Consider the following 12,547-nt stretch of genomic DNA (forward strand, 5'->3'; position numbering starts at 1 on the left):
ATTTGAACCTTCAGATAGATCCATCGATTCACAGCCTAATTTCGAAAACTCAGTTGCCTACCGAGTGGGGATTCGGAAAGTTCTTCTGTCCTTTTATGATCAAGGGGTCCTTTCAAGAAGGCTCTTGGCAATCTCTTGAGCTGCAGCCATACAAAGATCTCTCTCTCGATCCTGCTGCAATGGTGTTTCATTATGGTCAGACAATTTTCGAGGGACTCAAAGCTTATAGAGGGACCAATGGTCTCAATCTGTTTCGCCCATCGGACCATGCCCATAGATTCAATCGCTCTGCAGAGCGACTAGCAATACCTCCTTTCCCCGTCGAAAGCTTTCTAGAATCAGTCGTTCATTTTTCGAGCCTCGCGAACCCGCTTATTCCAGAGGGGGATAATTTCAATCTCTACCTACGTCCTTTCATGATCGCATCACAGGTTGGTCTCGGAGTCAGACCAGCTAACTCCTATCTTTTTCTTCTGATAGGTTCTCCATCGAGCAATTATTTCTCAGCCCCAGGGGGGGTGAAAGTTATGATTGAAAGGCAGTATCGACGAGCTGCCTCTCCCGGAGGAACTGGATCTGTGAAAACGGCCGGCAATTATGCTTCTAGTCTACTAAGTGACCGCAAAATCAAAGCACAGGGTTTTCACCAGTCGCTCTGGCTGGATTCAACCAGCGGAAAATACATTGAAGAAATGACGGGAATGAACTTTTTTGCAGTCATTGATAACTGTGTTGTTACTCCTCCTCTTAATGATTCGATATTGGCTGGAATTACTCGAGATTCAATCATCTATTTAGCAGGCGAGCTAGGCCTTCGAGTTGAAGAAAGGCCCATCCCTATCAATGAGCTGACCTCGCATATTAGATCAGGCCTGTGCTCTGAGTGCTTTATTTCTGGAACTGCTGCTGGCATTACTGCAGTGGAGCTCCTAGGAGAAGCTGATGGAGCAGTTTATCCGCTCAAAGCTCCTGACGGTCCCGTCACAACATTATTGAGGCAGAATCTCACAGACCTACAAAGAGCTCGTCGACCAGCCCCACCGGGCTGGATCGTTTCAGTATGAAAATAAAATATGTTTTATTCTTTTCATTGATCGCTGGAGTCTTAGGTTACCTTTGGTGGGTTCAAGTTAGACCTCTCAAAATTGAGAAACCAAAACTATCAGTCCCTCAAGAGAATCCTCGACATCAAGATTCTGTTCCCCCAGGTTCGACTCTCAGAAAGGAAAACAAGCACACAGATTTCGAGTATATCCCTCCTAAAGACAAACAGATACCCCTCAAACCCGATGCTCCTCAAAGGCAGCAAATTCCTGAATCAAATCCCTTTAAAGAAAAGTCATCTCTTGTTACATACGATATCTACGGCGATTGGGCAATTGCCTACGGTGACATACTCTTGGGCAAGGTTGAAGGAGCCGGAGAATTAAAAAGGGCTCAGCACCGTCCAGAAAAGCCCCTGCTCTGGGATTCCAATGTCATTCCCTACGCAATCCATAAAGATCTCAAGGATCCGGACCGAGTGATAAGAGCAATTAATTACTATAATGAAAATACAGTCATCCGCTTTGTTCCAATTCAAAGCAAAGACGAGGATGCAGTTGTTTTTATTCCTCATGATTCGCACTGCGCCTCTTATATTGGTCGCACGGGAGGCAAACAACCTATTATGGTTGCTGATAAATGCGGTCGCCAAGAGCTGATTCATGAGCTCATGCATGCACTCGGTTTTGTCCACGAGCACTCACGACCAGATCGCATTCATTATCTCGAGATCGTTTGGAACAACATAGATCCACTTTATTGGCCACAATTTGCCGAGGTGCCTGATTCACTTATTCATGAATATCGCGGCAGTGTTTTTGACTTTGATCCGCTCTCGGCCATGCTCTACCCTCCCACTGCCTTTGCTAAAGTTCCTGGGCAAACAACCCTGAAACCAATAGGCCAGGTTGAACTTGCTCCCACGCTCATTGGATTGAGTGCGGTGGACCGTGAGCGCCTTTTCTTTTTATATGGCAATTAAATTAATCGTTCGCTGGCCTCAGGCTTTTTTCTCTTGTCGTTTGACTCGCCAGGAGTCGTAAAAAAGAAGAGTGACTCCGACAACGATGGCCATATCTGCAACATTAAAGATTCCCGTTCTCAAATTACCGAGACCCATATTCATAAAATCAATAACTGAACCCTCTGCGCGAAAGAAACGATCCAACAAATTGCTCACTCCCCCTCCCATAACAAAAGAAATCCCAAAAACCACAAGCTTCGAGGGTGAACCCTTCAGCAATTGATAGGCATAGAGACTTAAAAAAACGAGAACAATAACCCCTAAAATCCAAAATCGAGATGGCCCTGATAAATTCGATCCCAAGCTCAAAAAAGCTCCCTTATTTTCAGCATATTGAAGTCGAAAAATATCCCCAAAAAAGGATTGCAGTGGCTGACCCCGAAGATAGAAAATCGCCACTTCTTTCATAACTTGATCAAAACAAATCAAAAATACGACAATCAGAGAAGTCACTGTCCATTTTCTAAACTTGATTTTTCCCATTCTAGCTGAAGAATTCCTACGTGCTTTCATGAGCTCTCACCCCCTGATCCATTTTTCCAATTGAAGGGCCCAAAATTATCCCACCTCAAAATTCACTTGCTATCCATAAGGGAGGTCATCACTATTTGCAATCAAATGAAGTTTTACTTTATGATAATCCATTTCTAAGTAGAATGGAAACTCCCCGGAAGCACATCAGATATTTGAAAATTCTTTGAAGGAGAACCTCGTGCAACGATTTCGCTATTCTACAATTTGTGGTACATTCTTTTCCTTTTTTTCCCTACTCGCTCTCCTCACTCCAACCGCCAATGCCGGTGATCTAGGCTTAGGCCTTGTGATTGGAGCTCCAATCGGAATCTCCGGGAACTACTTTACCAGCCAAAATCAGTCCATAGATGCTGTCCTGGCCTTCAATTTCGGAGGGCACCATACCTATTTTCATTCAACATTTCTGCGACACCATCACAAAACTCTCCTTATCGACGGAGTGGGAATCAATTCTTTTTGGGGCTTGGGAGCTCGCATACAAATCAAATCTCATCAGGACGACTTCAAGTTCGGCCCCCGACTGTCGGGTGGATTTCTTTATAAAGTCCGGTCAAGCTCAGTAGACATATTTTGCGAAGTGGCTCTCATTGTTGACCTGATAGAAAATACCGGCCTGTCTGCTAATTTGGGTCTGGGCGCAAGGTACTACTTTTAAAGCAAAACTGAAGATCAAGATCAAATCAAAAATCTGATGAGACCAAATGCAATTCAACCCCCAACGGGAGGAAGACCATCTCTAAAAATAAAATAAACTGCAGCCACCAAGCAGACTGATGCATAAAGATAATTTCGACTCAGAGGAGCCCCCATATAGAATATGGCAAAGCCAGAAAATACGCTCATTGTGACGATCTCTTGAATTACCTTCAGTTGTGGTAAGGTAAAATATTTGGATCCAATCCGATTCGCCGGCACCTGAAAACAATACTCAAAAAAGGCAACTCCCCAGCTCACAGCTATAACCAAGATGAGGGTCCTGCCCTTAAAATCCCTGAGGTGCCCATACCAAGCATATGTCATAAAAATATTCGATATACCCAAAAGCACAACTGTCTGCCACATGCACGCCCCCATGGTAGAAAAAACCTTGTGATATCATCACAAATTGAATCAATCCTAGCCTAAAATCGACCAGCCAGGAGCTCGGCAACCGGCTTTGTCGGCGAGAATCGATCCAAAATAATTTTCATTACAGCCGTAATTGGAACCGCCAAAAACATACCTGCAACCCCCCAAACTAAGCCCCAAAATATAAGGAAAACAAGGATAGTTACAGGATGAAGATCCATGCTTTCTCCCAAATACCTCGGCTCCAAGAAATTTCCCATTATCAACTGCACCATGAGCGAAAGAACGAGGACGGCTAAAAATCTCCCCCCAAATCCATACTCAATGAAAATGAGAGGCAAGGGCAAAATCGTTGAAAGAATAAATCCAACATTTGGAATAAAATTCAGCAAAAAAGTCAGAAGCCCGATGAGAACCGCCATTTCAACATCAAAGGCAATCAAAATCAGAGTAACTCCCAATCCGGTCACGAGAGAGAGCAAGGATTTCAAAACCAAATATCGGGAAATCTTGCTCAAAACTTCGTCTAAAACTGGATGAGGTTTTCGCTCGGCACTCTCTCCAGCCAGAAGAAACACCAAAAAAATCAAGATCAAAAAGAAATTGCTGAAGAGGACTGTTATTTCTGCAGTCAGTGTCCGCAAAAATGTAAAAACAGGGAGAGCCTTTAACTGTGCGATGATAGATTCCTTATCTGAAGCAAAACCATAGTCCCCTGCTTTCTCAAGTACAGTTGCAAAGAGCTCAAACAAACGATATTTATATGATTCAGCGCCGTTTACAAAGTTCCCGATTGAAGATGTAATGATTAAGATAAGGCCGACACTCACCAAACAAACACTCAAAAAAACAGAAGTGAGAGCAAGCCATCGAGGGAGCCGTGTTCGATTTTGTAGCCATTTGACAGTCGGAGAGGTCAAGGCAAAAAAGAAGATACTAAAGACGAACGGGATCATAACGGTGCGGGTATAAATCAGAGCCCCCGTCGCCGCCACTGCCGACAGAAACAAGAGGCAATACTGACTCAAATTGTTTTCGGACTTAATTTTATTTGTCATTTCGCCTCCCTTTTTCCTTCAAGTTTGATACCTGGTAAAGGACGATTCATCCGGTACCGCAAATTCAACAATTCGACGGCCAGAGAAAAAAACATGGCAAAGTAAATATATGCCTTACTCACGTGCCCGCCCATTCCCTCCACGACCAACATCACTCCTATCATCAATAGAAAAGACAATGCCAAAATCTTAACCGTTGGATGCCGATCCACAAAACCTGAAATAGCTCCCGCCGAAAGTAGCATCACGAGCATCGCCAAGGACATGGCCGTAATCATAATCGGCACTTGTTGTACCATCCCCACTGCCGTAATAACTGAATCGAATGAGAAAACAAGATCCAAAGCGATGATCTGGAAAAGAACTAAAAAAAATCCCCTCGCACTGGGACTGTGAACGCTCGGCACCTCCTCAGATCTCTCAACCTTATTATGAATCTCGATCGTTGACTTAAAAATCAAAAAAAGCCCGCCCCCAAGAAGAATCAAATCTCTTCCGGAAAAAGACTTTTCAAAAAGAGTAAAAAATGGATCCTTCAGCCCCATTATCCAGGTGATCGAAAACAAAAGGATAAGCCTCAAAAAAAGCGCCAAAAAAATACCCAGAGATCGGGCTTTCTTTTGTTGAACTGAGGGCAGTTGAGATACCAGAATAGAAATGAAAATAATATTATCTATACCCAATACTATTTCCATCACTGAAAGAGTTGCCAGAGCCGTAAGGCCCTCTACGGTAAAAATAAAGTCCATCATCGAACCCCTTCGTTCGCTATTGTCTTTTGTCCATTGGCCATTTTATGGGACGTTAGTCCCAAGACTCAAACATGTCAATTTTGACCTCACCAGCAAGATCAGAGGATTCATTGACCTCGTCAAAAACCTCCCCTACAGTCCCCTCGTGCGAAGCTTTATCTTGCTTACATTGTCCCTCGTGTGCCTGACTGCCGTGGCCCATCCCACAGGGCCGGACTTTGTCCATCCAGATGGAGAACCAGAACTACTATCAAGACTTCTTGACAGGGCTGATCAATCTCAAAAGGAACTAAGTTTCCGCCTTCATAGGTTTTCAAAGCAACTGGACACATTTTTCGGATCAAGTCGCATCGACGAGGAGGCTCTTTCTGACAGCCGAGTTCGGATCAACTTGATTTCTAATTTTAGAGACCATTCGGGCGACACCTATGCAGCCAATATTCGTACCCGAATTGCCTTACCGAACACCGAAAAGCGACTGAACCTTGTCATGCAAAACTTCTCACGAAGCTTTAAAGACGACAGAGAAGGGGATAAACAAACGGTGGGCGAATCCTTAGGAAAAGACATTTACACCGCCGGACTCCGTTATATCCCTGAGGTTCCCCAAGAGTGGAATCTCGGTGCAGACACAGGAATCAAACTGGTCATGCCTCCCGATCCTTATGTGCGATTGCGTGTCCGACGCACCTGGTGGCCCGAATTTTGGGAAATTCGAGCCACGGCCACAACATTCTGGTTTAATTCTCAGGGTTTTGGCCACACTGAATCCCTCGAGTTTGACAGAGAGATCTCGGATTCTTTGCTATTCCGCTCGGAAAATACCGCTTCCTGGCTCAGATCTGATGACAAATACGTATTTGATCAGTCCCTCAATCTCATTCAAAAGATAAATGACAACTGGGCATTTTTGTATTTTCTCAGAATGACCGGGAATAATGATCCAGATCCCCATGTCGAAGAATATTCTGCAGGAGCCAACTTTCGACGGCGAATTAAATCCAACTGGTTCTTCTTTAACATTCAGCCGGTTGGCAACTGGCCCCGAACAGAGAATTTTTCATTTATCGCTTCCATTAACTTTAAAGTTGAAATGATTGTGGGGGAATAGGACATTGAATTCAAAATGCTAAGTTCCAAGCTTGAAGCAAATGAGTTTGTAGCAACGGTGAGAGATATTTCAGGAAAGGGACTTGGAGTTCTGGATTTGCCTGATGGGAGAGTTCTCTTTGTACCCGGCGTCTGGCCTGGAGACCGCGGACGATTTGAACCGATCAAGATGCACAAAAGATATGGATTTGGTCGCCTTGTGGAACTCATCGAGAGGAGTCCACAACGAACCACGCCACCTTGTCCACATCAAGGCACTGAGGCTGGCAAGTGCGGAGGATGTCCTTGGATGATTGCCAGCTATGACTCCCAGCTCTTTCACAAACAAAGATTAGTTCAAAACTATCTGGAGCGAGCCAAAGTTATTTCCCCTACCACCCAGATCTTGAAAATAGCGAGCTGTTCCCAGCCATACGGCTACCGCAATCGAATTCAAGTGAAATCAGACGGAAAACGCATAGGATTTGTCTCGTCCGAGTCTAAGAATTTTGCGCCCATATCGGATTGCCTCACCATAAACAAAAAGATGCGCTCCATTCTCGCATCACTGATAAATCAACTTCCCAATAGACAATGGAATCCGAAAGAGGGCTTCCTCTGGTCTTTCTTGGAATTTGACGATGCCATGAATCCCGCGGATATTATCCCAAACCAAAAAATACCCTTCCGCCAGGCAAACGACGAACAAAATGAACTCATGAAATCTCTGACAAAGAAGTGGGCCAGCAGCTTAGACCCCCAACTCCCTCTGATTGAGTTCTTTTGTGGCTCAGGAAACTTCACGGAGATTTTCTCTGCCCTCTCCTTTTGTCACATTTTTGCCGCAGAGAATGGACAAGAGTCGATCGACCAGCTAGCTCAGAAGAAACTTCCAGGTGTCTCCTACGAAAAAATAGACCTTTATCGGATAAAAAATTGGAATTCACTCCATCGGTGGAACCATAACCCAAAATATCTGTTTCTGGATCCTCCTCGGGGAGGATTTCCACAAATAGACCAATTCTGTTCCAAATTTCCCTCTCTCCAAAACATGATGTATGTATCATGCGATCTTCATGCCTTTGCGGCTGACGCTAAGAAACTGACGAGCAGAGGTTGGAATCTCCAAAGTGTCCAGCCCGTTGATCAGTTTCCCCACACCCCCCATATCGAACTCGTCGCGCAATTTCAGCGGGAAAAATCTCAAACCTAGATTTTTTTTAAAACAGAAAAATAGAGTGGTCCAAACCCACAACGATCAGGCAAATGAATCCAGCCACACTTGGTCTTTTCGGCGAATGGGCTGGGTGTGTCCCTAAAGACAACTTCGACATCGCCTTGCTTGCGCGCTACCAATCGCTCTACAACGCCGTCGTTCTCTTCATGGCTCAGGGCGCAAGTCGAATAAACAATGAGCCCCCCCGGTTTGATAGCCAAAAGTGCAGAGGCCAGCAGACCGTACTGACGTTTTGCCAAAGATTTAATCCGACTCGGCTTCCAAGCTTTTAACTCTTTAGGAGACAACAACAAGTGTCTCTCCCCCGAACAGGGCGCATCAACCAGAATACGTGTATAACAATCCGGCTGGCTCATTCCGTACCTGAGTCCCTCTTTTCCCCTGACAAAAATCCTCGCCCGTCGATCCCGGGGAACGTACTGCTGAATAACTTTAATTAACCTCTTCCGTCGAGAAAAAGAAATTTCATTGGCATCAAGAAGACCTTCGCTCCCCAACCCCTGCGCGAGTACCAATGTTTTCCCTCCAGGAGCCGCGCACATGTCGAGTACATAATCCGAAATTCCCACCTCTAGAGCTCTTCCAACTAGCACCGAGGCTGGGTCCATAACATAGCACCTGAGCAAACCCTCCCTATCCCTCTGCTGAACCCAATCGCGACGGTCCTCGGTTAACCACAAACAAGATTTCAACCATTCAATTTCATCTGCCTCCAAATTTTCAGTAAAGGGACAGAAAAGAACTTGCCTTTCCTTCTGGAGAAGAGACTCATAAAGAAGTGGCCATCGATCGGCCCAAATCTCTTGAAAATATTGATAAAAATCCTCACCAAATTTTCTATCAGGTTTTATATCAATTTTTTTATCCATAGCTTGGCTCTTCCCAAATTTCATTTGTTCCCTTGTAAAGTAATAGACGGAATCTGATTTCCAACTTAATATTGTACGGGGTTCGCTTTTTTCTCATATAGGGTAAAAAATTCCTTTGGGGGACGTAAAAATGCCGGGTTCAGTTCTCAAAAACGCTTTAATCTATCTGAATTTTGTCCTTGTCCTGTTCAGCTTTTCAGCCGAGGCCTCAGATTTCAATTTTAACAACGTCAATGAGGCCGATCTAAAAAAGATTATCGGTGATTTCTCGGGAAATTTTGTCCACACATCGGTGAGCGGAGCCAGTTCTCTGGGAAGAGTCTTTGGATTCGAATTGGGCCTTGCTGGTGGAATATCCACAACTCCCGGCCTTAATTCCCTCATCAAGAAATCTGACCCTTTGGCAGAAGACGCCCATCTCATTCATGGAGGCATTATCGCCCAGGTCTCCATACCGTTTGGTCTTACCTTTGAAGGCAGCGCAATCCCTTCAATAGGAAATGACACAATGAAAATCACAACCACCAATTTTGGCCTCCGCTGGACAATGACAGATACAATTTTTAATCTTCCATTTAGCTTGGCCTTAAAAGCACACACGTCTCGGACCTCTCTTCGCTTTGCTACTGTTATCAATAACAGTAGCACTGCAAATCTACCTGTAGACTCAAAATTAGAACTGGCGAGTTCCTCAAATGGCCTCGCATTGGTCCTGAGCAAAGAATTGTTGATTTTTGAGCCCTATTTGGGAATCGGAGTGTTAAAATCCTCAGGCGAATTTCGCATCCTTGGTTCTGGAAATATCTTTGACAGCAGCCTGACCACAGAGCAGGCGGCAAACGCTTCCACAAGCGGAATTCATTTTTTTGGAGGAGCAGAAGTTAAGCTGTTTTTCTTAAAGGCCGGTTTAGAGTACAGCAAGACGATCGACGTCACTCGCGTGACTGGAAAGTTGGCCTTGTCATTTTAGGTTTCTGAGCAAACAAATTGACTTTTTATCATGCCAACTCTATTGGGCTGTATGAAACAAGCTCAGTTTTCCTGCGAAATCGCACCTCTCTGTTCTGGCTGCCCCACTCATCATCTGGATTTTGAAATCCAGACTTCTCTCAAAATAAACCAACTTTTGAGCAAGCTTGAAAAGCTTGGGTTGAGTCTAAAATTCAAGCCAAAGATCCATTCGATCGCCCTGGGTGGGCTTCGCGATCGTACTGATTTAGTCATTGAATCAACTGACAATGAAAATCACATTGGGCTCTATCATATCAACTCAAAAAATGTTCTTGATATGCCAGATTGCCCGCAACTTTCCCCTTCTCTTCGGAAATGGTTCAAAGAATTCAGAAAAGATCTGCCTCCCATCAAACGAGGCTCCGTTCGATTGCGAACATCTCCGGCCGAAAGATTCGGCGTGTGGCTTGATTTTTCAAATAAAGACGTAAAGGGTCTTTTAGACGAACAAAATTGGCTCTTGCGCCTGATGAAAAAAGCACAAGTTGAGATAGGCCAAAAGCGAAAAGCCCTCTACTTGGAGAATGGACGACTCTCGTTAGGTAAACCAAGGCATGACCCTTGGTTTGAAACTTATGATTTGTCGGGAAGAAGTATTCCGCTTTATTGTTCAATAGCTTCTTTCACTCAGCCGGGATTCAGAGCAAATCTTCGACTGGTCAACGAAGTCGTTAAGTCTGTCCTTGAGTGCGGAGGAAAACGTTGGATTGAGCTCTTTTGTGGCGTCGGAAATTTCACAATTCCGTTGGCTATGGAGAAAATTGAAATGACGGGCTTCGATGTGGATCGTTTCGCACTCGCTGGAGCTCAAAGGTCGATCTCAGAACTCAAGTCCCCCATTATGTGTGATTTTAAGTACGGAAACGCAAACAAAAAGCTAGCGATTCCTCGATTGGATTCCTATGACGGCCTATTGGTTGATCCACCTCGGTCCGGCCTCAAAAGCGTTCTCGATCATATCAAAGACCATGATCGAAAGTGTCGTCCTCGTCATTTGGTCTATGTTTCTTGTCACACTCCGAGCCTTTGCTCAGACTTAGCCATTTTATTTGATCTGGGATATCAGTTGGTGCGGGCTACCGGCATCGATCAGTTCCCCATGACTCCCCATTGCGAATGGATCGTTTCCCTCAGTCAACTTCCCACTTAAATCATGAAGAAGAGGTCACCACTCTCCTCTGGGGAATAGGAAGGTCTATGGCTTCCTTGTCGAGCCTCTTCTTCAAATTTATGATAAATTGCGTTTTAAATTCAAAATAAGTTTCGGTATTGGTCCAGACACAGAATTTGAGAGAAATGGAAGAATCCCCAAAATTTTGTATAAAAAACTGTGGTGAGGGCTCATCGAGACAATGAGGGTCCTTGTGAGCTAAATCCAGGAGAATATTTCTGACTCTTTCCAGGTCGTCATTAAGAGCAACGCCAAACTCAATATTCGTTCTACGAATTGGGAACCGAGTTAAATTGGTGATTCCGGATTTCATCAATGTTTCATTAGGGATCCTGACCATGAGGTTTTCATAGGTTCGTATTCGCGACGAAAGAAGGTCAATCGAAATGACAACTCCCTCCCATTCACTGACTCGAATCGTATCCCCGACGACAAATGGCTTTTCGACCAGCAAAAACATCCCACTGATGAGATTCGAAGCGGAAGTTTGAGAGGCAAATCCAATGGCCACCGAAAAGACACCAGCCGCACCTATCAAGAGCTTGAAATCGACACCCAACCGATGCAGGGACCAACCCAGGAATGCTCCGAAAAGAGAATAAAATAAGAGCTTTTTGAGGATCAGGTGCGCCTGTGGATCCAAAAATCGGACGCTTCGAACGATCAGGGCCGTGACTCCACGTGAAAGAACAAATCCCCCGATCAGGATCAACAGGGCCTCCCAAACTCTAGCCAGCCAGCTAAAACTGATTAAATGTAGATCTGGCATAAATGCTTCTCCTCCTTTTGTCTCTTATGATCTCAAAAAGGATCTGACCGTTCTGATCACCAAATTGCTCTCCAAAGGATCACGTGGTCCAGACGATTGGACCAAACGGTGACCAGGCAAATCCGGCTTTCCTCTGAGATTCATTTTAATTTCATCTTTCTCGCCCTCCCAGTCGTAGGATAGGTTGTCCGTGTAAAACGATCCGGCTTCTCCTCGATAAAGACTCAAATTTCTCATCGGAATCTTAATGCGATCGATCAGCAAAGGCTTACTATGTAGATTGTTAATGGCAACCATCGTTATGGCCCGATGATGCCTCGTTGGCAATTCTTCAATGCGTAAGCGCGCGGCTGTCCTTGTCGAATAGCACAGTTCCCCCTGGACAGGTGACTCGCCAAACCAAGTATCAGAGGGACGATGTGTTGGAATCTCGGTCAGAAAACACCCTCTGCCACCATCGTGAATTCTGAGCCACAAAGGAGTACTCAAAACAAAAGTGATCTTCTCACCACCCGGAACGAGCAAAGGATTATCAGGACGAACCACCATGGAACGATCGCTCAGCCTGGCCGAAATGATGAGAGAATCTGACTTATCAGTAAAACCAAAGCGATGAAGTCCGAGTCCCAATGAGTCAGGGGGGCTGTCTTCAATCACAAGATCTTGAATGGTCTCATGAATCGGGTCCTCTGAATGGTTCCAACTGATTCTCCATTCGTTGGGAAGATTTGCCATCCACAATGCAAGGGGTCCAATTTTTAAGTGACCAGTCGCTCGAAGTGGGATGTTGTAAGGCTTGAAAATGTCAATCAAAGGCTACCTCTTTGCCAAGTTCTGCGTTCTCGAAGCCAAACTAACAAACAGCCAATGCAAGGTCATCGGAATTAATCGTCGGTATTTTGGGTTCTCTTTGCAAAGAAC

The 12,547-nt window shown here is 44.8% G+C and carries 14 protein-coding genes; 7 read left to right on the forward strand and 7 right to left on the reverse strand.

Annotated features, from left to right (window positions below; all coding sequences use genetic code 11):
- The first annotated feature begins 2 nt into the window (after positions 1-2).
- A complete protein-coding gene (locus tag IPJ71_09375; GenBank protein MBK7843891.1) occupies positions 3-1,064 on the forward strand; it encodes a branched-chain amino acid aminotransferase in 1,062 nt (353 codons plus the stop codon).
- Positions 1,061-2,026: a hypothetical protein gene (locus IPJ71_09380; protein ID MBK7843892.1), complete on the forward strand. Its 966-nt coding sequence runs from the start codon at positions 1,061-1,063 to the stop codon at positions 2,024-2,026. Before IPJ71_09375 ends, IPJ71_09380 begins: the two co-directional genes overlap by 4 nt.
- 18 nt (positions 2,027-2,044) lie before the next feature.
- Here IPJ71_09380 and lspA read toward each other — a convergent pair whose 3' ends face one another.
- Positions 2,045-2,581 (reverse strand): signal peptidase II, encoded by a 537-nt coding sequence (gene lspA / locus IPJ71_09385; GenBank protein MBK7843893.1) that lies wholly within the window; start codon positions 2,579-2,581, stop codon positions 2,045-2,047.
- Positions 2,582-2,780: 199 nt separating this feature from the next.
- On the opposite strand from lspA, the gene IPJ71_09390 reads away from it, so the two are divergent.
- On the forward strand, positions 2,781-3,257 hold the full coding sequence (locus IPJ71_09390) for a hypothetical protein (GenBank protein ID MBK7843894.1): 477 nt from the start codon (positions 2,781-2,783) through the stop codon (positions 3,255-3,257).
- A 53-nt stretch (positions 3,258-3,310) separates the two neighbouring features.
- On the opposite strand, the gene IPJ71_09395 is transcribed toward IPJ71_09390, so the two are convergent.
- Genes IPJ71_09395 through IPJ71_09405 form a run of 3 tightly spaced genes read right to left on the reverse strand, consistent with a single transcriptional unit; the run spans position 3,311 to position 5,480 of the window.
- Positions 3,311-3,664: a DMT family protein gene (locus IPJ71_09395; protein ID MBK7843895.1), complete on the reverse strand. Its 354-nt coding sequence runs from the start codon at positions 3,662-3,664 to the stop codon at positions 3,311-3,313.
- Positions 3,665-3,723: 59 nt separating this feature from the next.
- Complete coding sequence (locus tag IPJ71_09400) at positions 3,724-4,728, reverse strand: AI-2E family transporter (protein MBK7843896.1); 1,005 nt, start codon at positions 4,726-4,728, stop codon at positions 3,724-3,726.
- Entirely contained in the window at positions 4,725-5,480 is a 756-nt protein-coding gene (locus IPJ71_09405; protein MBK7843897.1) for a TerC family protein, read from the reverse strand. Before IPJ71_09405 ends, IPJ71_09400 begins: the two co-directional genes overlap by 4 nt.
- A gap of 145 nt (positions 5,481-5,625) precedes the next feature.
- Here IPJ71_09405 and IPJ71_09410 point away from each other — a divergent pair, with 145 nt between their 5' ends.
- Both IPJ71_09410 and IPJ71_09415 read left to right on the forward strand, forming a co-directional pair.
- On the forward strand, positions 5,626-6,591 hold the full coding sequence (locus IPJ71_09410) for a hypothetical protein (protein MBK7843898.1): 966 nt from the start codon (positions 5,626-5,628) through the stop codon (positions 6,589-6,591).
- 15 nt (positions 6,592-6,606) lie between these two features.
- Positions 6,607-7,782 (forward strand): class I SAM-dependent RNA methyltransferase, encoded by a 1,176-nt coding sequence (locus IPJ71_09415; protein MBK7843899.1) that lies wholly within the window; start codon positions 6,607-6,609, stop codon positions 7,780-7,782.
- Here the strand turns inward: IPJ71_09415 and IPJ71_09420 are convergent.
- The gene (locus IPJ71_09420) at positions 7,779-8,675 is read right to left on the reverse strand and encodes an RsmB/NOP family class I SAM-dependent RNA methyltransferase (protein MBK7843900.1); all 897 of its coding nucleotides are present in this window, start codon (positions 8,673-8,675) and stop codon (positions 7,779-7,781) included. The two genes, IPJ71_09415 and IPJ71_09420, sit on opposite strands and share 4 nt — an antisense overlap.
- A gap of 130 nt (positions 8,676-8,805) precedes the next feature.
- Between IPJ71_09420 and IPJ71_09425 the strand changes: the two genes are divergently transcribed.
- Both IPJ71_09425 and IPJ71_09430 read left to right on the forward strand, forming a co-directional pair.
- A complete protein-coding gene (locus tag IPJ71_09425) occupies positions 8,806-9,645 on the forward strand; it encodes a hypothetical protein (GenBank protein ID MBK7843901.1) in 840 nt (279 codons plus the stop codon).
- Positions 9,646-9,675: 30 nt separating this feature from the next.
- A complete protein-coding gene (locus tag IPJ71_09430; GenBank protein MBK7843902.1) occupies positions 9,676-10,836 on the forward strand; it encodes a class I SAM-dependent RNA methyltransferase in 1,161 nt (386 codons plus the stop codon).
- A gap of 1 nt (position 10,837) precedes the next feature.
- Here the strand turns inward: IPJ71_09430 and IPJ71_09435 are convergent, their stop codons facing one another.
- Positions 10,838-11,626 carry a mechanosensitive ion channel family protein gene (locus IPJ71_09435; GenBank protein ID MBK7843903.1) on the reverse strand — a complete coding sequence of 263 codons (789 nt, stop codon included), beginning with the start codon at positions 11,624-11,626 and terminating at the stop codon, positions 10,838-10,840.
- Between the two features lie 24 nt (positions 11,627-11,650).
- Positions 11,651-12,439, reverse strand: coding sequence for a hypothetical protein (locus IPJ71_09440; GenBank protein ID MBK7843904.1), 789 nt, complete (start codon positions 12,437-12,439; stop codon positions 11,651-11,653).
- Positions 12,440-12,547: the final 108 nt, after the last annotated feature.

Source organism: Bdellovibrionales bacterium (genome assembly GCA_016714165.1).
Lineage (GTDB): Bacteria > Bdellovibrionota > Bdellovibrionia > Bdellovibrionales > UBA1609 > JADJVA01.

Coding starts and splice junctions, on each gene's coding strand:
- IPJ71_09380 (MBK7843892.1), top strand. CDS start 1,061: ATGAAAATAAAATATGTTTTATTCTTTTCATTGATCGCTGGAGTCTTA.
- lspA (MBK7843893.1), bottom strand. CDS start 2,581: ATGAAAGCACGTAGGAATTCTTCAGCTAGAATGGGAAAAATCAAGTTT.
- IPJ71_09395 (MBK7843895.1), bottom strand. CDS start 3,664: ATGTGGCAGACAGTTGTGCTTTTGGGTATATCGAATATTTTTATGACA.
- IPJ71_09400 (MBK7843896.1), bottom strand. CDS start 4,728: ATGACAAATAAAATTAAGTCCGAAAACAATTTGAGTCAGTATTGCCTC.
- IPJ71_09405 (MBK7843897.1), bottom strand. CDS start 5,480: ATGATGGACTTTATTTTTACCGTAGAGGGCCTTACGGCTCTGGCAACT.
- IPJ71_09415 (MBK7843899.1), top strand. CDS start 6,607: ATGCTAAGTTCCAAGCTTGAAGCAAATGAGTTTGTAGCAACGGTGAGA.
- IPJ71_09420 (MBK7843900.1), bottom strand. CDS start 8,675: ATGGATAAAAAAATTGATATAAAACCTGATAGAAAATTTGGTGAGGAT.
- IPJ71_09425 (MBK7843901.1), top strand. CDS start 8,806: ATGCCGGGTTCAGTTCTCAAAAACGCTTTAATCTATCTGAATTTTGTC.
- IPJ71_09430 (MBK7843902.1), top strand. CDS start 9,676: ATGCCAACTCTATTGGGCTGTATGAAACAAGCTCAGTTTTCCTGCGAA.
- IPJ71_09435 (MBK7843903.1), bottom strand. CDS start 11,626: ATGCCAGATCTACATTTAATCAGTTTTAGCTGGCTGGCTAGAGTTTGG.